The following is a 22,531-nucleotide window of genomic DNA, read 5'->3' on the forward strand; positions in this document are numbered from 1 at the left end:
GCAAGAGATTGACGGGAGGGGAAGCCAGATGCCCTTGCGAGATATTCAAGAAAGTGTGCAACAGATTGCTTCGGCTGTTGCATCGGTTCTGCGCGTAGAAGTAGAGATTGCGGACAGTCAGTTTTTGCGGATCGCAGGGACGGGGAAGAATGAGGCTGGCGTTTTGCGAACGATGGCAGGAGAGGATCATATCTACCGGGAGTCGTTGCTCGCCGGGCATCCTGTTGTGATCATGCATCCCGGGCAGGATGAGCGGTGCCGTCCTTGTATGCATTATGGAAATTGCAGGGAGACGGGAGAGATTTGTTGCCCGATTCAATTAGATAATGAAAATATAGGTGTGATCGGCTTGCTCGCTTTCGATGAGGAGCAGCGCGAGCGGTTGTTTGCAGATGTGGATGCGATATTGACCTATTTGCAAAAAATGGCTGAGCTGATCGCCATTAAGTTAAAAGAGCATTACTTGTACGTCGAGCAGCTGCATACGGTAGAAAAGCTGCGTGTCGTTATGGATGAAATGGACAAGGCTATGTTTCTCGTCGATCAAGACAATCGGATCATGCAAGCGAACCAGCGTGCCCGTCAATATTTGCAGCTCGATCACGACGACAGTCAGACGGCAGAATGGATAGATGCCATTCGCCGTGCAGATGCTGAGCAATCTGCGCCAAAGCAGGTCGTTTTGTCCATCGGGCAGGAAGACAAGACCTTTTTGTTTGCCATCAAGCCCATTCTACTGGCAGGAACGGTCAAAGAATGGGTGATTACGCTTGATGATGTACAGGAAGTCGTGCAAATCGCAAGGCAGGTGAGTGGATATTCGGAGCCCGACCCTTTTCGGATGATCGGTGGAAACAGTCCTGCCATTATGCAGGCAAAGGAAGTGGCAAGACGTGTGGCAGCAAGTGATTCGACTGTCCTGCTCCAAGGTGAAAGTGGAACCGGAAAGGAGCTCTTTGCCAAAGCCATTCATCAGGCAAGCCCGCGTCGTGACGAGCCGTTCCTTTCGATTAATTGCGCAGCAATCCCTGAGCATTTGATGGAAAGCGAATTGTTCGGTTACGAGGAAGGCTCGTTCACAGGAGCGCGAAAGGGTGGAAAACCGGGCTTGTTTGAGGTCGCGGGAAAAGGCACACTGTTCCTCGATGAAATCGGGGATATGCCCATGCCTCTGCAGAGCAAGCTGTTGCGCGTGTTGCAAGAAAAGGAACTGTACCGAATCGGAGGAAACGGCAAGCCTATACGCTTAAAGGCGAGGATCATTGCAGCGACCCATCTAAATTTGCAGGAGCGAGTAGACGCGGGGTTGTTTCGGTTGGACCTGTACTATCGTTTGCATGTAATTCCCATCCACTTGCCCTCGCTGCGAGAACGCAGAGAGGATATACTGCCTTTGGCGAACGATATCCTTTTGGCGCATGCGAATCGAGCGGGGAAGAAGCTGCTCGGCTTTTCCCAGGAAACGCAAAACGTCCTGTTTCATCACGGCTGGAGAGGAAATGTCCGAGAGCTGGAAAATGTAATCGAGTACGCGGTCAATATGGAAGCAAGCCCTTGGGTCCAGCCTGCGAGCTTGCCCATTCGAACGGGAATGCTGCGTGAATCTTCCCCACATTTCGTAAAAGAAAATCAGGGGTCATTCGACTGGCAAAAGCAAGGGCTTACGCTGAAAGAGCTGGAACGAGCAGCAATTGATACCGTGATGCAACAAATACGGGATAGGAACGGACGAAAAGAAGAAGCAGCTGCGCTATTAGGCATAAGCCGGGCAACGCTGTTTCGGAAACTGCGCGAGTACGGTCTCACCTGATCTTTGCTTCCGGTCGATTTTTTGGGATTGGGCGGATAATGTGGTATGATGGTTTCGATACAGGAAGAGAGAATGGTATAAGGAAGGAGTGCCAAAAGAAAATGAAAGAAGTAATGGGATGGATTCGGTCGATAACTTTTGCTGTCGTTTTCGCTCTTGTCCTCGGAATCTTTGTATTTCAACCGTTCAAGGTTGATGGGCATTCCATGGACCCAACCTTACAAGACGAACAGCGCATATATGTGTCTAAACTATCACACACGTTTTCTTATTTGCCAGATTACGGCGACATTGTCGTGATCGACAGTAGGGTAGAGCGAGACCGTACATTGATGGACGATATCATGGGGCATCCCTTGGTGTCGCTGGTCACAGGCCAAGGCGATGATCACACGATGTATGTCAAACGTGTCATTGGAAGACCAGGCGACGTACTCGAGTTCAAAGACAACAAGGTGTATCGAAACGGTGAGGCATTGAACGAACCATATATCAAAGAAACGATGGAATATGTAGCAGACGGAAAGATCACGGTTCCAGCCGATCATATTTTTGTTATGGGAGATAACCGTAATCACAGTACAGATTCCCGCGATATTGGCTTTATTCCGCTGGATCATGTGATGGGAACCATGATCGAAAACCCTCTCAAGAAGTAAGGGACGTGAAGGAGAAAAGGTTGTCCATTTATGGGCAACCTTTGTTTCATAGTGAATGATGTCCCACTTTTCTGATCGCTCTAAAAAGGAGGACGGCTTATGCCCAGCATTTTGATAGCGGATCGGGACCAGAACGAACGAATTGGGATCGGATGGCTCGTCAACAGCTATGCCATTCCGTATGACAAGGTGCATAGTGCCGGGACCATGGAAGACGTTTTCGAAATGATGGAAGCGCATACACCGGAAGTGCTCTGTATTGAACTGGACATGATCGGGCGCGGGGAGTGGGATCGGCTGAAGCTCCTGGTGGAGCAGTATCATCCGACCGTTGTGGTGACCACATCAGAAGCCACGTTCGAGCGCGCGATGCAGGGAATTGGACTTTTTGCCCGCGATCTATGGCTGAAGCCACAGACACCGGAATACATCAGGAGAATCCTGACGAGATGCTGCCAGGAGCGCTTGGATCGGAAGCGAGTGAACGAAGAGAAGAGAACAGGATCGGACAATGACAGGGATGTCTCGTATCTTGACCTGTTTTTCCCCGGGCATGTTCAAGCCAAGTCTTATTCGCTCATGCTGGCTCAATTGGAGGATCCGAAGCGCCATCCTGAGCTGCTGCGCTTTTTTGAAGAATATCCGTTTCGCGACAAACCCGCTCTTTTGCCGTTAGGGGAGACCATTGTGGGGGTTTTTCCAATGGATGCTGTGGTCTCGCCTTCTACGCTCCACCAAATGGGCAAGCGTCTGCTGATGGACTGGGAAGCAAACAATGACGCGCCGCTCTTTTTGGTCATGTATGACCCAAGCAACCATGAGCGGAGCTTGAACGAAAATTATGCGGATGCGAGCCAAGCCCTGCAAGTCCGCTTTTTCAAAGGATATCGGCAAGTGACGGTCGTGGACAATCGCGTGAATTGGACGATGATTGACCCATTTTTGACCCCCGCCGAACAGCGCACGTGGGTAGAAATGCTGGATGAAGGCAATCGGGAAGAGTTGAAGCAGTGGCTGTATACACACTTTTTTTACAAGGAAGAGCCCTATCCAGAGCCCGGGCTGTTGCGTATTCGGCTGACGAGTATTTTGGCCCAAGTCAGACGCTACATGATATCACGTGGTCTTGACTCTGGACCTTTGGAAGAGGAGTATCACCGGGTTTTCGAAACGATTCTGTACTCGCCGATCTTGTATCGGATCGTAGTGGAACTGCTGCTGTTCATCAATCAGCTTCTGGATGCTGCTCACCATCCCATCGACGAGTCCCGTGTCGATGTCGTGGAACAGGCAATTCGTTATATAGAGGGCCGCTATACCGATCCGGCACTGCGTTTGGAGGAGGTTGCACGCTATATCGACCGTAGCCCTTCCTATTTCAGTACGCTGCTCGCGCAAAAGCAAGGAAGCTCTTTTCGCCAAATACTCACTTCGTTGCGGGTAAAAGAGGCACGTCGATTGCTTCTTGAAACATCGATGTCTGTTCAAGAGGTAGCAGAGCGATGCGGATTCATTAACGCCAATTATTTCAGTAAAATTTTTAAGGAAAAGACAGGGACAACTCCACGTTTGTTACGAAATCAGAAGAAAAGATAGAAATCGAAAGAAAAGACAGATTTTTTCGTCAAACCATGAATGCGGTTGCAACTGAATCGAAAATAGAGGCACCAAATCGAAAGCGCGGTGCCTTTTTTGTCTTTCCTTGCTTTTTTACAATGGAGCTAAGAAGTACATCCTTTTAGAAAAGCAGGTGGAAATGATGACGACGACACAATCCGTTGAGCAATTGATCCAAGCCTTTTCAGGTACCCAATTACATACAAAGGGATGGGTGCAGGAAGCCGCGCTGCGCATGCTTTTGAACAACCTCAATCCCGATGTAGCGGAGCGTACAGAGGATCTGGTCGTATACGGCGGAATTGGCAAGGCGGCGCGGAACTGGGAATGCTTCGATGCAATTGTCAAAACATTGCAAACGTTGGAGAGCGATGAAACACTTCTCATCCAGTCTGGCAAGCCAGTTGCTGTATTCAAATCGCATACCGATGCGCCGCGTGTGCTGCTGGCAAACTCGAACCTGGTGCCTGCCTGGGCGAATTGGGAGCATTTCCACGAGCTGGACAAAAAGGGTTTGATGATGTACGGACAAATGACAGCGGGAAGCTGGATTTACATTGGCAGCCAGGGCATCGTACAAGGAACGTATGAGACTTTTGCAGAACTGGCACGCCAGCATTTTGAAGGAACGCTGACCGGAACCATTACCGTCACAGCAGGCTTGGGCGGCATGGGTGGGGCGCAACCGTTAGCCGTATCGCTCAATGGCGGTGTGAGCATCAATATCGAGGTGGACCCGACTCGTATCCAACGCAGACTGGACACAAAATACCTGGATGTGATGACAGAGAGTCTGGATGAAGCGATCCGTTTGGCGGAAGACGCGAAACGCGACAAAAAAGGCATTTCCATCGGTCTGTTGGGCAATGCACCCGAAGTGCTGAATGCCATGCTGGCTCGCGACTTTATCCCGGATGTGCTGACGGACCAGACCTCCTCGCATGATCCACTCAATGGCTACATTCCCATCGGCATGTCACTGGAGGAAGCAGCTGAACTGCGGGCGCGCGATCCGAAAGCGTACGAAACTCGCGCAAAAGCAAGCATTGCTGAACATGTTCGCGCGATGCTCGCCATGCAGGAAAAAGGAGCAGTCACTTTCGACTATGGCAATAACATCAGGCAGGTGGCAAAAAACGAGGGTGTGGAGGACGCGTTCCGTTTCCCTGGCTTTGTGCCAGCCTACATCCGTCCGCAGTTTTGTGAGGGCAAGGGGCCGTTCCGTTGGGTAGCGCTATCCGGCGATCCGGAGGATATTTACAAGACAGACGAAGTCATCCTGCGCGAGTTTTCCTATAACACGCATCTGTGCAACTGGATTCGCATGGCACAGGAGCGCATTCAGTTCCAGGGACTGCCTTCCCGCATATGCTGGTTAGGCTATGGCGAGCGTGCGCGTTTTGGTCAAATCATCAATGAGATGGTGGCGCGCGGCGAGCTATCGGCTCCTATCGTCATTGGGCGTGACCATCTGGACTCCGGTTCTGTTGCTTCGCCAAACCGTGAGACGGAAGCGATGAAGGATGGCAGCGATGCGGTTGCAGACTGGCCAATTCTCAATGCCATGATCAATGCAGTAGGCGGAGCGAGCTGGGTGTCTGTGCACCACGGAGGAGGCGTTGGCATGGGCTACTCCCTCCACGCCGGAATGGTCATCGTGGCAGACGGAACACCAGAAGCAGCACGTCGTCTGGAGCGTGTCCTCACGACCGATCCAGGCATGGGCATCGTCCGACATGTCGATGCAGGGTACGACCTCGCGATTCAAACAGCCAAGGAAAAAGGCGTCCACATTCCGATGATGAAGGAGTAAGAGCCATGACAAAACCTGTATGGATTCGCCATGCCAGTCAGCTTGCCACGCTGGCTGGCGGCTCCTCTTCCCCTGTAGTAGGAGCGCAAATGAACGAGTTGTCGATCATCGAGGACGGAAGCATTTGGCTGGAAGACGGCGTGATCCAGCGTGTGGGAACAGATGAAGAACTGTCGCTTCACTATCGAGACCGTGCGCATGAGGCGCAAATCATCGATGCTTCGGGCCAACTGGTCACGCCAGGGCTGATCGATCCTCATACACATTTGGTGCACGCGGGCAGTCGGCAAAACGAGTTTAATATGCGACTAAACGGTGCGACCTATATGGAGATTATGAACAATGGCGGTGGTATTCACTCGACCACTGCAGCGACCCGCGCAGCCACCCACGAAGAGCTGTTTGCCCAGAGTAAGCAGCGTCTTGACCAGTTTCTGTTGCATGGGGTCACAACCGTCGAGGCGAAAAGCGGATACGGCCTGACATTGGAAGATGAGCTGAAGCAGCTCGAGGTCGCCAAGCAGTTGCACGAAGCACATCCCATCGACATCGTTAGTACCTTTATGGGTGCACATGCGGTGCCGCGTGAATATAAGGAAAATCCGGATGCGTTTGTAGACGTGGTCATCGAGGAAATGATCCCGGAGGTTGCTCGTCGGAAGCTGGCTGTTTTTAACGATGTGTTTTGCGAAAGAGGTGTGTTCACCCCTGAGCAGTCCCGACGCATTCTCGAAGCAGGGGTCCGTCATGGGTTGCTGCCGAAGATTCATGCGGACGAAATCGAACCGTATGAAGGGGCAGAGCTGGCAGCTTCGGTTGGGGCGGTATCTGCGGATCATTTGTTGCGTGCCTCCGACAAGGGGATTGAACAGATGGCAGAAGCGGGTGTCATCGCTGTGTTACTGCCCGGTACGGCGTTTTTCCTGATGGCAGAGTCAGCAAATGGCAGGAAAATGATTGATCGTGGCGTGGCTGTCGCGATTTCAACGGATTGCAATCCGGGCTCGTCTCCAACGGTTTCGCTCCCACTCATCATGAATCTTGGTTGCCTGAAAATGGGGATGACGCCAGCCGAGGTGCTGACAGCAGCTACCATCAATGCCGCTCACGCAATCCGCTGCGCGCATGAAGTCGGCAGCCTTGAGGTTGGGAAAAAAGCAGATGTCACGATTTTTGACGTTCCTGATTTCATGACCTTGCAATATCGGTATGGGATCAATCACGTAAACACGGTCATCAAAAACGGAACAATTGTCGTTGCTGGGAGCAGACTGGCGTAATACGAAAGAGAGCAAAAGAAAAACGGATAGAAGTGGGGGAGACCGGCTTGTCTATGAAATGGGGGGACATGTATGGGAAATATTTCGAACAGCAATCTTGCACCTCATCCTGATCAGCAAGCCGTATCCACCACACATGCTTGGAAGTTTTTTGTTTTTAGCCTCATTGGTATTTTTGTCTTTTTTATTCCAGTTACCGTTAATGACACAAGCTCGATTATGCTCGATCACATCGTGACATGGGTTCGGCAAATCATGCCGGGTGTAATACCGATATATGCCTTGCTTGTGATTGTGCTTGGGGCCATTTATCCGTTTGTAACGGGCAGTTGGAAGCAGAGCAAAGTAAATCTCGTCTTTTCTGCACTAAAAGTACTGGGTGTGCCTATCGCTCTGTTGATCTATTTTCAGGCGGGTCCAGCATGGCTGCTGGACAAGAATATGGGGCCATTTCTTTTTGAAAAGCTGGTGATTCCCGTAGGCATGGTGGTCCCGATCGGCTCCGTGTTCTTGGCGTTGCTGGTTGGCTACGGCCTTTTGGAATTTATCGGGGTACTGGTGCAACCGATCATGCGCCCGATTTGGAAAACACCAGGCCGCTCTGCGGTAGATGCGGTGGCTTCCTTTGTGGGAAGCTATTCGATTGGTCTTTTGATCACGAACCGGGTATTCAAAGAAGGCAAATATACGATTAAAGAAGCAGCCATTATTGCAACGGGCTTTTCCACCGTTTCTGCGACATTTATGATCGTCATCGCGAAAACATTGGATTTGATGAATTACTGGAATCTTTACTTCTGGGTGTCGCTCGTCGTGACGTTTCTCGTAACCGCAGTGACGGTGCGTATTTGGCCGCTGTCCAGCATGAGCGATGCGTATTATCAGGACAACGGCGATCCTGAAAAAGTAATCAAGGAAAAACGGCTGCGCCAGGCGTGGACGGAAGCAATGGATGCGGCGGGAAAAGCACTGCCGCTTAAACGAAACATTTGGGAGAACTTGCGGGATGGCTTTATTATGACCATGAGTATTCTTCCGTCCATTATGTCGGTCGGTTTGCTCGGGTTGGTGCTGGCTGAATTTACCCCTTTGTTTGACTGGCTGGGTTACTTGTTTTATCCGATTACATGGCTCTTGCAAATTCCAGAGCCGATGCTGGCTGCAAAAGCGTCAGCAATCGAAATTGCCGAAATGTTTTTGCCCGCACTATTAGTGGTAAAAGCGCCTCTGGTCACCAAGTTTGTCATTGCAGTTGTCTCAGTTTCTTCCATCCTGTTCTTTTCCGCGACGATTCCTTGCATTTTGTCTACCGAGATTCCGATTAGTATTCCAAAGCTTCTGGTGATTTGGGTAGAGCGTACGATCTTAACGCTGCTGTTTGTTACCCCGTTAGCTTTCCTGCTCCTGCCATAATCATGAAAAGAGAATGGGCAAATATGGTATGATGGTGGCAGATTCGAACAAGCAGAGGAAAGAGGGGGAAGTCATGTCAGGATTCGGAATATTCCGGAATGTAATCACGTCAGAGCAGCAACTGCGCGAAATGGTAGGAGAGCCAAGTCGTCTCGTACAGAACAAGGCGATAACCCAGTTGGATAACCATAGCCGCAATTACATTGCCCAAGCGCCATTTCTCATCATTGCCACAGCAGACAAAGATGGCCATTGCGATGCTTCGCCACGCGGAGATGCGCCTGGCTTTGTGCATGTCATCGACGATCACCATCTCGTCATCCCTGAGCGCCCAGGAAACAAGCGGATGGACTCTATCACGAATATTTTGGTCAACCCGCATATTGGGCTTATCTTTTTGATTCCTACGCTAGAAGAGACATTTCGCGTGAACGGCAAGGCTTGCATTATTCGCGATGAAGAAATACTCGCGAAAATGGCGGTAAACGGGAAGGCGCCAACGCTCGGGATCGGCGTAAAGGTCGAGGAGTGCTTCGTCCACTGTGCGAAGGCATTTATGCGCTCCGGTCTATGGAAGCCAGAGACCTGGCCGGCAGAGGGGACCACTCCTAATGTCGCGCAAATGCTGGCGGATCATGTGAAGCTTCCAGGTGTGACGGCAAAAGAAGTGGCAGAGGGCTTGCAAGACAGCTATACGAATCGATTGTACTAATGTCAAAATTGAAACGACAGCCATTTATTTAGCGTGGCTGTCGTTTTATCATGTTATTCGCGAACTGGATCATCTACCAGCCACCCTGCCCCGATTTCACCCCAGTAGTAACACTCCAACGAATACGATGGCATATTCGAATAACGGATGTGTTCCGGGATAATGAATGCAGGATTTACACCACCGGTTCCGCCTGTGGGTGTACCTCTGGTAATGCCGCGGAATATAACCTTGATATTATAGTTGGGCAGATTGGTCATGCTCCCCAATCTTTGAATAACCCTTTGCTTGAGATCGCCTAGTTCGGCAGCCGCCCGGTTTTCCATTTTGGTGTACGGCCAAGGATTTTCTGGATGATATTTTTGAATGACGATGACGTATTCATCATATTGATCGGTATCTCGTCGTTTATCCAATTGACCAATCGCCTCGTGAATACGTGCGTTAATTTGTAAATCATCATGGGAACTGATCGTCTTGATCTCCATTGCAACGCGTTTTTCCACGTGTAAAACATTTGAATTCTCCTCGTCTTCGTCCATCATGTCGACTCTCTCATCGTTGTCGTTTTCTTGCTCCTCCCAATAGCTGTAATCGATGTCAGGATCATTGTCCTTATCCTGACCGAAAAAAGGCGTGATTTCCTCTCCCAAAAGGCGCTGTGCCTCTTCAAGTTCTGTATAGTTCCCGCCTGTAACTGAAAAAATATCGGAAATTTTGGAATGCAGACTATAGCTGAAGCGCACTTTGTCATTGAAGGTTAAGTAGTCAACATTGTCAAAAAGTTCACTGACTGTGCCGTCATGCAAGTCATTGGTTTTATCCACATGCTTACCCCACATTCTTCGTGCATCTTTTAATGCTTCATCCCAAGTGCCTTGGATAATGGGGGATGATACAGAACCAGAAGCATCCGTACCTGTACCATCCGTCATGGTTCCTGCTGCTGCCAGTGACCCATAGTGATCAGCTTCCGCTTCCAGAGCCGGATCATCATTGATGGGCAAGCTGGAATCAGGAACGTTCGCCTGTACCCGTCCTTGTCGTTGCTGGACCACATGTGTCAGCTCATGACCGAGTAGCTGTTGGCCGCTATGCGTCTCTGGCTGATACGTCCCCGGAGCAAAGTGAATGTCATTCCCTTGGGCGAAGGCAACAGCACCGATTTGGGAGGCGACAGACGATTCTGGATGAATTTGTACATCTGAAAAATCAGTGTGAAAAGCCTTTTCCATTTTTGCTTGGACGGAACCGGGGAGCGAGCGGCCGCTGCCGAAAGAGAGATTCTCCGATTTTTGCAGGGGAGTATTCGATAACATGCGCTGGACGGCCTGGTTGCCAAGAGTCTTTTGCAGCGAAAGGATGTGGGAAGAGTGACTCGCCTTTCTTTGGATCTGGCTCGGTTGGAGCATGGGCTTGGAGACAGGTGCTTTCGGTTTTTCCTGAATCGCATCCATAGACGACTTGCTAGATTCATAGCGTCGCATGATTACACCCCCTCTGCTTTTGACACGTCCAATTGAACGGGTTCCTTTTGCTGTGCCTGATAGAAATAGAGATACAGATACGGGTCGACCAAATAGCTCGTGATAGCGCCAGTACGGGTAGAGTATGTGGAGGATGTCTTGGGCAAAATGGCAGATTTGCTGTCGAGCTCGTTCCGATCTTCTTTGACAATCGAGATGACCTGTGGGTGATATACGTGCACGGCAGTGACAATCTGCTTGCCAGGGAGTCCTGGTGCTGGTTCAAGTGTAAAAGCCATGTTCATTTCACGATATGAAAGTTTTTGCGGCGATAAAGCGGTATCCTTTACTGGTGGAACTTCGGGTGCTTTTTGATCGGCAGGAGGAGGAACAGCACCCTCGGCTTCCTTCGGTGTGTCATCGTCGGGCTTGCCCATGATTTCCTCCAGCTTGCTCCGGGAGATGCCAATGAATCCTGGCAAATGAATGCGCCCTTCGCGAAAAAAACCTGTATATAGAGGCAAGCCTTCCTGGTCGTAGAGTACCCCGATGCCGTCGTAGGCACCTGCCCGAAATTGCCCTTGATACAACAGAGCGTCTTCGGCAGAACGAAGCTCTCCCGTTCCGTGATAATGCCCTTCGGCAAAGCCGCCTTTATACAGCGTAACGCCACTTGCATCTTTCAGCTCGCCCTGCCCGTGATACACGCCCAGCAAAAAATCACCTTGATAAACGATGCTGCCACTGGTGGAGAATTTGGTTCCGGTTCCATTGAAGTGCCCATTGCGAAAATGCCCTTCATACACGAGCTTGCCATCCCGATCAAAAAGACTCCCGGCCCCGTTGTATCTGCCGTCCACAAATTGCCCTTTATACTGCACGAGCCCGTTTTCGTAGTAATCGGTACCTTCGCCGCCGTAGAAGCCATTGTCAAAAAGTCCGTCGTAGAACAGCTTCCCATCCTTCGTAAAAAGTCGGCCAGCTCCGTTGTACACGCCGTTTTGAAAAGCACCCTCGTACTTAATTGCGCCATTTGTGTACAATTCCTGACCGGCTCCATCCAGCTTCCCATTTTTGAAATCTCCCCGAAAAACAACTTGCTGGTTGTCGTTGTACAACGCTCCTTGACCAGCGTATACCCCATTGTCAAACCTGCCTTGATAGACGAGAACGCCTTTCCGGTATCCTTTGCCCAAGCCTTGCGGAGTGCCGCTTTTAAACTCGCCGCTGTAGAAAAGCTTGCCATTGTCGTCATAGAGCTCGCCTTTTCCGTCATACAGACCATCCACGAGCTGACCAGAATAGATCATCGTGCCTTCCGGGTTGTAGATGATCGCAAAACCCGTGTCGGAAATCTGTTGATTGGGAGTTTTTAAGTGAATGACGATGGGACGTTGCAAAAAGCGGTTAAGCGCATCGGGAGGATTGATGAATAGGAAGTAGGCCAGGACAAGGAGGAATAGTCCTGTCAAAATGAGAAAGCGTTTGGCGATGTAAAAACGGCCGATATGCACGTAATCGTTGAGTGAAGTTTCTTTTTTGGTGAACAGTCCGGCAATGCCGTTCTTGATCCAATCGAGGGCTTGCTTGGGGAGGGCGGCTCCTTTTTTTATCCAATCCTGCCCCCATTTTTTGAGCGGATGGGTGAGCGGGTCGACAATCGTTTGTTCCGTTAGCTTTTGGAGTTGTTTGTCCATATCGTAACCTCCCTACTTGTCAGGGAACCTGAATCGTCGCTTGTCCGGGGTTCGTGATTGAAATGACGCCACCCCAGCTGCACATGAGCTTGGAGGTTTGATTGAGGGCAGGCATGTTGGCGACGAGAACAGTAGGGGAGCCAGGAACCCAAGGGGCTGCTGTGACAGGAACGCAGGGGACCGGAGTGAAAACGCCCAGCTTTGCCGCTGTGGCTGCTGCGACCTGAGGGTTGGACATCGTATTGCACATCCCGAATGGAAGGACGTTTACCATCGGTTTATTGTCCATGATGTTTGCAATCGGCATACTGGTTGTGACGCGATTCACCGGGAGCACCATAAGTGAACTGGGAGCAGCACCGAAGCTGCACTGTAGCATGGCTCCTCCGCAGACAAGTTGTCCCATGAAGCCAACTCCTTTTCATAAGTCATCTGGTAAGATATTGAAAATCAATCTGTATAGTAGTATAAATGTCAAATAGAGAAGATGTATAGCGAAATTTGTAATTTTTAGTATAATGTTGCTTGGTATCATTTTCGAAAATACGTTTTCGAGAGATGGGAGAACCGCAAACGATGGGAAATAACAAGAAGTATTCCTGGTTGACCGGACTGCTGATTGTATTTGTTGGGATCGGCTTGCTGCTCGTTTGGAACATGGATAGAAGCGGAAAGCAGGACGAACCGTTTCAAAGGATCAACAGCATCGCGGTCAATAGTCAAAAGGATGTCGTCCTCATAACGGATGGACACCAAAAGCTGACTAGCCTGTACCCCGATCGGACGCTACGGTACCAGCAAGTCCTGGAGCAAAATCCAGAGGAAGGCTTGGAAAATTTCACAGAGGTAGCCATCGACGAAGAAGGATATGCGTACGTGCTGATTACAAAGCTCGACAGCTTTGGCTTGCGGACTGTATCCGAGAGAATCGTGCGAATGTCGCCAGAGGGAGAAATCGTACAAGTCGTGTATGAAGATTCATACGGAGCGAACAGCTCGTACAAGCGAATTGGCAAGGTACGCTCCCTGCAAGTTGCGAAAGATCGCCTTTATTTTTATGTGTATCAACATCCTGAAGTAATTGCCTATCAATTTGTACCCTCTGATTCACCCCCCACACAACTCTATCAAATCCAATTGCCTAATGAAGTATACGTCAATGAAATCACAGGAGTAGACCCACGGAATACCTATGTCACTACTAAGCGCGGAGAGTTTTTTCAGGTCGACGTTCCCCAGGGAAGCGGGGAAGCTCAAGTGAAAGGTCCGCTCTACATTCACTCTGAACGCTCGGAAACGAATCGTACCGTCCCCGATCATGTCAAAGTGGGGCCAGCAGGTCGTCTTCTTTTCTACAATTCTGATCAAAATGTCATTGAACGCTTCGATCCCGCACATCCAGATGAAATCGCCTTGATGGTGCCTTCCAAAACATTCGAGCAGATCAAGTCGAGCGATAGCAGTGCCTTAACGGCGTTTGCTGTAACTCCCCAGTATGAGATCGTAGTCGCCACAGACAGTCAACTCGCCTTCCTGGATCAACAAGGAAATGTGATGACCAAGCTCACGGCCCCGTCTGTATCCGGAGAAGATCGCTTGAAGGAATGGACCTGGTGGACAGGATTGGGTGTGGCAGTTCTCCTGTTTTGTGTCATTCAGTTTCTGTTGTTTCGCCTCTTCCGGATTCCGTTGATTATCAAGCAAACGATTGTGATCGCCCCACTCATTGTTGTCCCTGTATTTCTTCAACTGGAGGGAACGAAGCTGACCTTCTCGTTTATGGAGAAGGAAAATCAAACCGATCTTCGTCTCCAAGCCTATGTTGTTTCTACGCTGATCGAAGGGGACAGGCTGGATGGAATCAATGGAGCGATTGACTACATGAATGCGGACTATCAAGCCATACAGGCCAACCTGAAAAAACTGGGGGTCCCAGACGATGTGAATGTGAACAGGGGGTTATATAAAACGATTTACAAATACAAAGATGGCGAATTGTTTCTCATGATGGATGACAATGACAGCGCAGAAGTGTTTGAGAATGTGTCCATTGATGATGAGTTCCGCAGTGTGGTCATGAAACGGGAGATCGTCTCGGGTAAAGCCCAGGATCGGACAGGCTACTGGATGTACGCGATGGCCCCGATCTACAACTCCGCAGGCAAGCTATCCGGTGTGTTGGAGTTAGGCAGAGAAATGAACGGGGTCCGCATACAACACAACGAAATGTCCCGTGAGCTCGGTCGTGGCGCTGCGCTGGTGTGGTCGATCTGTGCGAGTCTATTTTTTCTTTTCTCGTGGCTGACTTACCGAAACATCCGCAATCTGCAAACGAACGTCTCCGATATGGGAAAAGGCGACTACAGTGTGGTGGCCAGGGTTCGTTCCATGGATGAAATTCAAAAGCTGGCAGAAAGCTTCAACCAAATGGCAAAGCGCATTCGTCAGTACATTTCGAATATCACGAGGATGAGCGAGGCGAACAATCGCTTTGTGCCGAAGCAGTTTATCCATTTTCTCGGGAAGGAAAGCATACTCGACGTGGAGCTGGGCGATCAAGTGGAGCGGGAAATGGCCGTTATGCGGATGAGTCTGCAATCGTTTCATGCCATCTCTCATCGCCTGCAACCAGAGACGACCTTCCGTGTCATCAATGCGTTTCTCAAACGTTTTGCTCCGATTGTGAACGAGAATCAAGGGATGATTACCGAATATCTCGATCCCGGGGTGCTTGCTGTTTATCCAAAAGAGGCAAAAGACGCGTTGGATGCGGCGGTACAGATGCGCCGTACGTTAGCAGACTATAACGAGCAACGGGCGGAAAAAGGATACGATCCGATTGAGTTGCGAGTTGCTCTGCATCATGGTCCGCTGATGCTGGGGATTATTGGTGAGGCGACGCGTCTGGAGGCTGCGATTATATCGGATCACGTCCGTGTGGTGGAGAAAATGGAAAAAATGGCGGAAACGCTCGGGGCCTGCATCCTGATGTCCGATTCGCTGTTTGCCAAGATGGGAGAGAGCACCCCGTATCGATATCGTGATTTAGGCTGGGTGCATATCGAGGGGGAGGCTCAGCCGATGCATTTGTACGATGTCTACGAGGGGGACGCTGAACAGATTCGTGCGCACAAGGATGAGACGAAGGATTTGTTTGAGCAAGCGATTGCGATGTATCAGAATGGGAGGTTTCACGATGCACGCTCCGCTTTTCTGTCCGTCATCAAGCAAAACCGTTGGGATCAGGCGGCGCGACAGTATTTCTACTTATGTGACGAATACGCGCAAAAAGGGGCCGAGCGAGATTGGTCTGGCGAGTTGAAAATATCGTAGGAGTGGTGAAAAAGCGAAATGACGAGTCCCGAACCAAATCACAACCAGTGGAACTATTACGAAGAGATGCTTCGATGGCTGGATATTCATTTGATGCGCTTGATGGCCGTGCGAGCACAGCAGGGGGATGATTATCCGCTGGATCAAATGAGGGGGGTGATTGTCACAGAGGAAGAAGTCGTGCAATTGCTCGAGGCAGCTCCGCCGGCAACGCTGCTATGGGAAGCTTTCGCAGAGCGGGTGGCAGCATGCGAGGAACGACTTCATGCCCTGCACATGCAAGAAGCGGGTAGCGTACCAATTCTGGCAGTGGCAGACGCTTTTTCACTCAACCGCATCGAGCTGGGATGTTTATTTCTTTGCCTGGCAGTCGAGCTGGATCGGAAGTACGAAAAGCTGTTTGGCTACCTCCTCGATGATATTACATGCAAGTCACCTACTCCCGAATTGGCGATGCAGCTATTTTGCCGGACAGCGACCGAGAGAATAGAGGCCTGGACAGCATTTGCGCAAAAAAGCAAGCTGGGCCGATTGCTGCTTTTTACCGAGGAGGACATGGGGGGCAGCGGCTCTTGGCTCTCTCGGCCTTTAAAGCTGGATGAACGTTTGCTGCACTTTTTGACGACAAGGGATGGAGGTGATGCCGGTCTGCCGCCTTGGCTATCCTGGAGCTTGCCAGATCAAGAGCTGGAACCGTTGGTAGGAGAAAGTGCGATTCATTTGCAGGAGCTCTTTGACACATTGTGGGAAACGGCGGGAGCAGATTCAGAGCGGATTCTCCTGCATTTGCATGGTCCGACTGGCGTTGGCAAAAGGCATCGAGTCAAGCATCTGTTTCATCGCGTCAGGAGACCAGTGCTGTTCGTCGATGCAGAGCGCTTGATCCGCGAGGAAGCTTTTTCACGCAGATTCCAGCAGGTATTGCGGGAGGTGCAGCTGCGTCGGGGGGTGCTGTGCTTGCATCAGTTCGAGGTTTTTAAGACAGAAGAGGTCCAAACTGTTGGGCGAAAGCAACTGGTGATGGATGAACTCGAAAGCTTTCTGGGCCCCATTGCCATTTTGGCGAAAAGTCAATGGAAGCCGGAAAACGCTCTGGGGAAGCGGATTTGGCTGGAAATGGAGGTGCCTGGTCCAGATGAAACGGAAAGGAGGCGATTATGGGAGAAGGGCCGTGCTGGCATGAGCTTTTCTCAAGAGATTGATGTAGGCGTTTTGGCTGGAAAATTCAAGCTGAATGCCGGGCAAATCAACCAGGCGCTGCACAGAGCAAACGAGATGGCGATGCAGACGAAAGACGGGATCATTACGAAAACACATCTCCATGAAGCTTGCTTCCTGCAAATGAGGCATGCACTAGAAAAGCACGCCACGCGTTTGAGACCCAAATACAGCTGGGAAGATTTGATTTTGCCTGAGGAGCAACTGACTTTGTTGCGGAACGCCTGCAATCAGGTGACCTACCGAAATGTCGTTTTGGGAGAGTGGGGCTTTGGGCGAAAGCTCTCTTATGGCAAGGGCGTCAGCATGTTGTTTGCAGGTCCTCCGGGTACGGGCAAGACGATGTCGGCGGAAGTCGTGGCAAATGAACTAGGTTTGGAACTTTTTAAAATTGACTTGTCGCAGGTGATCAGCAAATACATTGGGGAGACGGAAAAAAACCTCCACCACATCTTCTCAGAAGCGAAGATCGGCAATGCCATCCTCTTCTTTGATGAAGCCGATGCCCTTTTTGGCAAGCGCTCAGAAGTGAAAGATTCGCATGACAAATACGCGAATGTGGAAACGGCCTACTTGCTGCAAAAGATGGAGGAGTACGAGGGGGTCTCCATTTTGGCGACGAATCTCTTGCAAAATTTTGACGAGGCTTTCATGCGCAGAATCAACTACGTGGTGAAGTTTCCTTTTCCCGAACCGGACTATCGCGAAGAAATATGGCGCAGCATGTTCCCGACCGATACGCCGCGAACTGCTGATATCGATTTTGAGTTTCTCGCGTCCAAGCTGCACATTGCTGGGGGAGGGATCAAAAATGTGGTTCTCGCTGCATCCTTCTTGGCTGCATCGGAAGGCACGCCCGTTTCCATGAGTCATTTGATTGCGGCTGCGAAGCAGGAGTTAAAAAAGACGGGTAAGCTGCTATTGAAAGAGGATTTGGGGGAGTACGCCAGCAGGTAGCGTGTCGAAGAAAGTGTGTAATTTTACAAAATTAGATAAAAATTCATGTAAAACCATTAATTTGAATGTTATGATAAGTATATTCTGTCAAATAATGTCGAGGTGAGCGGGTATCAGCCAGTACACCGCCATTGCTGAAGTAGGAGAGACGCTGCTCGCTCTTTTGCGAAAAGAAATGACGCCGGAGCCGATTAGCCAACCCGAACTGATTGGTCTAAGCTCGCCTGCTCAGCCAGGAGATTTGGCCTTAGCCTTGTTTTTATACGAAATCCGGGAAAGTCAGGAGAGGCAGCACATGATGATCAGTGAAGGTACTGATCAGTTGCGATATCCCCCAATGACGGTCAATCTCTCCTACATATTGACCGCCCATTCCCCAGCGGAACAGCATACCCGCATGCTGGACGAGCACCGCATCCTCGGGCGTGCCATGCAGGTTCTCTACGACAACGCCATTTTGCGTGGCGATCAGCTTCAAGGCTCCCTTGCAAACATGGATACAGAGCTTCGTGTCGTCGTGGAGCAGCCTCCCGTTGATAAACTCATCCAACTCTTTCCGCATGTTCCGTACAAGCTATCCATCGGCTACTCGGTCGGGCCGGTTCATATCGATTCCACCCGAGTTCGTTCAACGAAGCGCGTGCTGGAACGGGATATTCGCATACGAGGGGAAGGTCATGGTTAATGGAGCAGCATTTCCAGGTGCGCATTCGTTCCGTCTTCTCGTATGCCGTCCGTCTGGTGGACATGTATACAAGAGGAGCTCCTTTTCGCTCGAGCTTGTCTGTTCGCTTGGCGAATCATCCACAAGTGCCCATAGAAAAAGGGGACGGATGGTATATCTTTACTGATTTGCCCGATGGGATTTACACACTTAACATAAGCAGCAGGGAGTATATGGATCGCTCTGTGACCTTCTCCGTGATCACCGGGAGCACATCTTGCTCCGAACGAATCGTTTACTTGCATCCGAGTCCAGCCTATCCATTCCGGCCAGGAGACTCCCTTGTTAGAGGGAGAGCCTGCGTGGCGGATGGTTCCCCAGCTGGCGGTGCCTGTGTGCAGGCTGTCATCTCGTATGAGCGAGATGCCCCGGTGAGATTGGCCGAGGATGCTGACAAAGAGGCCACGGAGCTAATCGTAGCCAGTAAAAAGGGCCAAGTCGATTTGGCTGACGCTTTTCTTCTCGAAACATCCACATGTAAAGGGACGATCATTCGTTTTGCAAGTCCCCCAAAAGGTCGGGTTTATCCCTTGACCGAACCTCTTTCTTTTGCCTACCCAAGAGGCACTGTCTTACTCCCACTGCTCGAAACGCACTGCGACGACAGAGGAGAATTCGTAGTTGCCCTTCCGTTGTTTCTGGAAAAAACTCATGCACGTATGAAAATTGAAGTGCGGCGGGAAGAAACCGCTGGTTTTGCCGAGCTTTCCATTCAAGCAGGTACGAACCAATCCATAGGTATCATCCAAATGAACAGACCTAAATAGGGTGATCCGGCAGTTGTTTGGCGTCGGTCCATGACATCCTGCTGCCTGATTATAGAGCAAGGCTCACGTATCAAAACGGCATTTTTGTAAGTGGTCAAGCAAGTGATGAAATTAATCGGAGGGAGGGACTGATTGCAGGTTTCTGCTGCTGATACATGCGGAACTCTCCAATCAGGTTACGATGCCAGAGTACCTATCACCAGGGGTGTATGTCGAGGAGTTTGATAGTGGCCCCGTTCCCATGGAGGGAGCGAGTACGAGCACGGCCGGCTTTATCGGGCTGGCCCAAAAAGGACCCGTTGCGGGATTGCCCGAGCTGATTACAGGTGTCAATGATTTCCGCAAGTTGTTCGGTTCCTATTTGTCTGAAAATGCATTTGGCGAATACCGCTATCTCGCCTATGCGGTGGATCACTTCTTTCTGAATGGTGGCTCTCGTTGTTATGTGATGCGGGTAGCGCCAGCAGATGCGAAGCCGGCTTCCAATGAGGGCAACAGCGAAGGGGCTGTCCTTCGGATTACGGCAAAAAACCCGGGGGCATGGGGAAATCAGATCCGCGTAAATTTGATTCCGTCGAGCAAGGCAAAAACGCAGATTTACGAGCAGCTAGGCGAAGCTCCTAAATACCGCGTGAAAAACAGTGCAGGCTTTCAAGCAGGTGATGTTGTTTCTTTCTACGACGGTGAAACGAAGCAGTACAGCGAAGTGGTTTCTTCGCAGGACAATGTGATCGAGTTGTCTGCCGTGCTTACAGGAGACGTCATCGATAACAATCTGCTGCCAGTCAAGATTTTGTCCACATGCGAATTTACGGTGCAAGTCTTCTACAACGATGAGGCCGAAGAGTTCGACAAATGCTCGCTCAATGTCTCTGCTGCCAATCATGTCAGCAAGCTGCTGTCCAAGAGCAATATCGTCGAGGTCGAAGCAGGTGCTGCCCCAGCGAGCGCAGAAGTCATCCCTCCTTTTACCGTCATTTCAGGGATGGCGGAAGAAACGCAATCCGAGGGCGGAAAGACGGAATTCGGTCTGTATCAAATCTCATTGGCAGGGGGGAGCGACGGTTCTGTCGCCAATCTGTCAGCAGGCGAATACATGGGAGAGGACCACGGACCGGGAAAACGTACGGGAATCCAAGCCTTCATCGATAATGACGAAGTGAGCATTATGGCCATTCCAGGCGTGACAGATCCGAATGTGCAGCTTGCGCTTGTGGCGCATTGTGAAAACCTGAAAAGCCGCTTCGCCATCCTCGATATCCCACGCGACAAGAAAAAAGTAAGCGATGTGTTGACGCATCGCAATATTTTCGATACACAATACGCTGCCATCTACAATCCTTGGCTGCAAGTGTTCGATCCGTTGGACAAGCGCAACATCTACATTCCGCCATCAGGCTCCATGGCTGGTATATACGCGCGCTCGGACAACACTCGTGGCGTCCATAAAGCCCCGGCTAACGAGGTCGTACGTGGCTGCACAGGACTGGATTGCCAGTACAATACGGGCGAGCAGGATATTTTGAATCCGAAGGGAGTCAACCTGATTCGTGCGTTTACAGGTCAAGGAATTCGCGTCTGGGGCGCGCGGACAATGTCATCCAATGGGCTATGGAAGTACATAAACGTGCGCCGCCTGTTTATTTTCATAGAACAATCGATCAAAAACGGGACAAACTGGGTGGTATTTGAGCCAAATGACGAGAGGCTGTGGGCCCGCGTCCAACGCACGATTGATTCTTTCCTGACGCGTGTCTGGCGAGATGGCGCGTTGATGGGCTCAAGCCCTCAGGAAGCTTTTTACATCCAAATCGGCAGAAGCACGATGACGCAAGATGATATCGACAATGGCAGACTGATCTGCGTGATTGGTGTAGCTCCTGTCAAACCAGCAGAGTTCGTCATCTTCCGTATTACACAAAAAACATCTGATCAGCAATAATTCACGGAGAAAAACGGTGTGAGGAAAGGGGTACAGTATGGCAGATCGCAAGGATCCATACCGCAAGTTTCGGTATCGGGTAGAGATGGACGGCATTCAGCAGGCAGGCTTCAGTGAGGTATCGGGCTTTGATGCGTCTGTGGACGTAGTCGAGTATCGCGAAGGCAATGAGGTGATTACTCCACGCAAGCTCCCGGGCTTGGCGAAATACGGGAACATCACGCTGAAATGGGGCGTGACGGATTCGATGGATTTGTACAACTGGATGCAGGACACCATCCAGGGCAAGGTCGCACGCAAAACGGTAACGATCATTGCCATTAACGAAGCCGGAGATGATGTCGCTACATGGAAGGTCATCGAAGCATGGCCGACCAAATACACGGCCCCTGATTTTAACGGTACGTCCTCAGAGGTGGCGATTGAGCAGTTGGAAATTGCCCACGAAGGAATGACACGCACGAAATAATAGAAAATCCCGACGCCTAAGAGTGGCAAGGAAAAGGCTTTTCTTTGTCACTCTTGCTGGCCTCGGGTGATGAGGAGGATGACACCATGGCATTTAAAACGGAATACGAATTTGAGCTCCCGCGCGGCTATGTGGATGAAGAAGGAAACCTGCACAAGCGGGGCGTCATGCGCTTGGCGACGGCTGCTGACGAGATTTTGCCGATGCGTGATCCGCGTGTCCAGCAAAATCCCGGCTACCTGACGATTATTTTGCTGACGAGAGTGGTTACCAAACTGGGAGATGTACGGGGAATAGATACAAGAGTGGTGGAACGACTGTTTACAGCGGATCTCGCGTACCTGCAAAACCTGTACAGACAGATCAATGAATTGGACAGCTCGATGTTCAAGACATCTTGCCCGAAATGCGAGCATGAATTTCAGGTAGATATGGCTTTTTCAGGGGCGCTGGAGGAAGTATGAGTGGGTATCCCGTCGACAAGATCTATGAAGAAGCCGCCTTCATCGCCTACTATTTTCACTGGCCTCACGACGAGATCATGTCGATGGAACACAAGGAACGACGGCGCTGGTGTGAAGAAATATCCGCCATCAATCGCAAGCAAAATGACGAACCCGAAAATGTTTTTGATGTGTTCAAGCGGAGGTGAGT

The 22,531-nt window shown here is 50.5% G+C and carries 18 protein-coding genes; 15 read left to right on the forward strand and 3 right to left on the reverse strand.

Translation table 11 applies throughout. From position 1 onward, the window contains the following. Nucleotides 1-28: 28 nt before the first annotated feature. The 7 genes from M3630_RS11335 (at nucleotide 29) to M3630_RS11365 (ending at nucleotide 9,304) form a co-directional block, all read left to right on the forward strand. Nucleotides 29-1,810, forward strand: a complete 1,782-nt coding sequence (locus M3630_RS11335) for a sigma-54-dependent Fis family transcriptional regulator (protein WP_251252170.1) — start codon at nucleotides 29-31, stop codon at nucleotides 1,808-1,810. A 101-nt stretch (nucleotides 1,811-1,911) separates the two neighbouring features. Then, entirely contained in the window at nucleotides 1,912-2,469 is a 558-nt protein-coding gene (gene lepB, locus M3630_RS11340; protein ID WP_251252171.1) for a signal peptidase I, read from the forward strand. 99 nt (nucleotides 2,470-2,568) lie between these two features. Then, nucleotides 2,569-4,065: a helix-turn-helix domain-containing protein gene (locus tag M3630_RS11345; RefSeq protein WP_251252172.1), complete on the forward strand. Its 1,497-nt coding sequence runs from the start codon at nucleotides 2,569-2,571 to the stop codon at nucleotides 4,063-4,065. Nucleotides 4,066-4,228: 163 nt separating this feature from the next. Further along, nucleotides 4,229-5,899: a urocanate hydratase gene (gene hutU / locus M3630_RS11350; protein ID WP_251252235.1), complete on the forward strand. Its 1,671-nt coding sequence runs from the start codon at nucleotides 4,229-4,231 to the stop codon at nucleotides 5,897-5,899. A 5-nt stretch (nucleotides 5,900-5,904) separates the two neighbouring features. Then, nucleotides 5,905-7,179 carry an imidazolonepropionase gene (gene hutI / locus M3630_RS11355; protein WP_251252173.1) on the forward strand — a complete coding sequence of 425 codons (1,275 nt, stop codon included), beginning with the start codon at nucleotides 5,905-5,907 and terminating at the stop codon, nucleotides 7,177-7,179. A 72-nt stretch (nucleotides 7,180-7,251) separates the two neighbouring features. Then, entirely contained in the window at nucleotides 7,252-8,592 is a 1,341-nt protein-coding gene (locus tag M3630_RS11360; RefSeq protein WP_221868135.1) for a YjiH family protein, read from the forward strand. 73 nt (nucleotides 8,593-8,665) lie between these two features. Next, on the forward strand, nucleotides 8,666-9,304 hold the full coding sequence (locus tag M3630_RS11365; RefSeq protein WP_173610957.1) for a pyridoxamine 5'-phosphate oxidase family protein: 639 nt from the start codon (nucleotides 8,666-8,668) through the stop codon (nucleotides 9,302-9,304). A 53-nt stretch (nucleotides 9,305-9,357) separates the two neighbouring features. On the opposite strand, the gene M3630_RS11370 is transcribed toward M3630_RS11365, so the two are convergent. From M3630_RS11370 to M3630_RS11380, 3 genes are read right to left on the reverse strand one after another with little or no spacing between them, the layout of a single operon-like run. After that, nucleotides 9,358-10,791 (reverse strand): eCIS core domain-containing protein, encoded by a 1,434-nt coding sequence (locus M3630_RS11370; protein WP_251252174.1) that lies wholly within the window; start codon nucleotides 10,789-10,791, stop codon nucleotides 9,358-9,360. A 2-nt stretch (nucleotides 10,792-10,793) separates the two neighbouring features. Further along, nucleotides 10,794-12,467, reverse strand: a complete 1,674-nt coding sequence (locus tag M3630_RS11375; RefSeq protein ID WP_251252175.1) for an MORN repeat-containing protein — start codon at nucleotides 12,465-12,467, stop codon at nucleotides 10,794-10,796. Nucleotides 12,468-12,486: 19 nt separating this feature from the next. Continuing rightward, a complete protein-coding gene (locus M3630_RS11380) occupies nucleotides 12,487-12,873 on the reverse strand; it encodes a DUF4280 domain-containing protein (protein WP_015892467.1) in 387 nt (128 codons plus the stop codon). A gap of 170 nt (nucleotides 12,874-13,043) precedes the next feature. On the opposite strand from M3630_RS11380, the gene M3630_RS11385 reads away from it, so the two are divergent. The 8 genes from M3630_RS11385 to M3630_RS11420 all read left to right on the forward strand — a co-directional run bounded on the left by M3630_RS11385 (nucleotide 13,044) and on the right by M3630_RS11420 (nucleotide 22,529). Beyond that, nucleotides 13,044-15,800 carry an adenylate/guanylate cyclase domain-containing protein gene (locus M3630_RS11385; protein ID WP_251252176.1) on the forward strand — a complete coding sequence of 919 codons (2,757 nt, stop codon included), beginning with the start codon at nucleotides 13,044-13,046 and terminating at the stop codon, nucleotides 15,798-15,800. A gap of 18 nt (nucleotides 15,801-15,818) precedes the next feature. Beyond that, nucleotides 15,819-17,975, forward strand: coding sequence for an ATP-binding protein (locus M3630_RS11390; RefSeq protein ID WP_251252177.1), 2,157 nt, complete (start codon nucleotides 15,819-15,821; stop codon nucleotides 17,973-17,975). Between the two features lie 130 nt (nucleotides 17,976-18,105). Continuing rightward, on the forward strand, nucleotides 18,106-18,660 hold the full coding sequence (locus M3630_RS11395) for a Pvc16 family protein (protein ID WP_258183171.1): 555 nt from the start codon (nucleotides 18,106-18,108) through the stop codon (nucleotides 18,658-18,660). Further along, nucleotides 18,660-19,466 carry a hypothetical protein gene (locus tag M3630_RS11400; RefSeq protein ID WP_251252178.1) on the forward strand — a complete coding sequence of 269 codons (807 nt, stop codon included), beginning with the start codon at nucleotides 18,660-18,662 and terminating at the stop codon, nucleotides 19,464-19,466. The genes M3630_RS11395 and M3630_RS11400 overlap by 1 nt, the downstream gene beginning before the upstream one ends. A gap of 181 nt (nucleotides 19,467-19,647) precedes the next feature. Beyond that, on the forward strand, nucleotides 19,648-21,408 hold the full coding sequence (locus tag M3630_RS11405; protein ID WP_251252179.1) for a phage tail sheath subtilisin-like domain-containing protein: 1,761 nt from the start codon (nucleotides 19,648-19,650) through the stop codon (nucleotides 21,406-21,408). A 37-nt stretch (nucleotides 21,409-21,445) separates the two neighbouring features. Continuing rightward, a complete protein-coding gene (locus tag M3630_RS11410; RefSeq protein WP_007721341.1) occupies nucleotides 21,446-21,877 on the forward strand; it encodes a phage tail protein in 432 nt (143 codons plus the stop codon). Nucleotides 21,878-21,963: 86 nt separating this feature from the next. Then, the gene (locus tag M3630_RS11415; protein WP_251252180.1) at nucleotides 21,964-22,341 is read left to right on the forward strand and encodes a phage tail assembly protein; all 378 of its coding nucleotides are present in this window, start codon (nucleotides 21,964-21,966) and stop codon (nucleotides 22,339-22,341) included. After that, nucleotides 22,338-22,529 carry a DUF6760 family protein gene (locus tag M3630_RS11420; RefSeq protein ID WP_007721336.1) on the forward strand — a complete coding sequence of 64 codons (192 nt, stop codon included), beginning with the start codon at nucleotides 22,338-22,340 and terminating at the stop codon, nucleotides 22,527-22,529. Before M3630_RS11415 ends, M3630_RS11420 begins: the two co-directional genes overlap by 4 nt. Nucleotides 22,530-22,531 lie beyond the last annotated feature (2 nt).

The organism is Brevibacillus sp. MER 51, from assembly GCF_023714195.1.
GTDB lineage: Bacteria > Bacillota > Bacilli > Brevibacillales > Brevibacillaceae > Brevibacillus.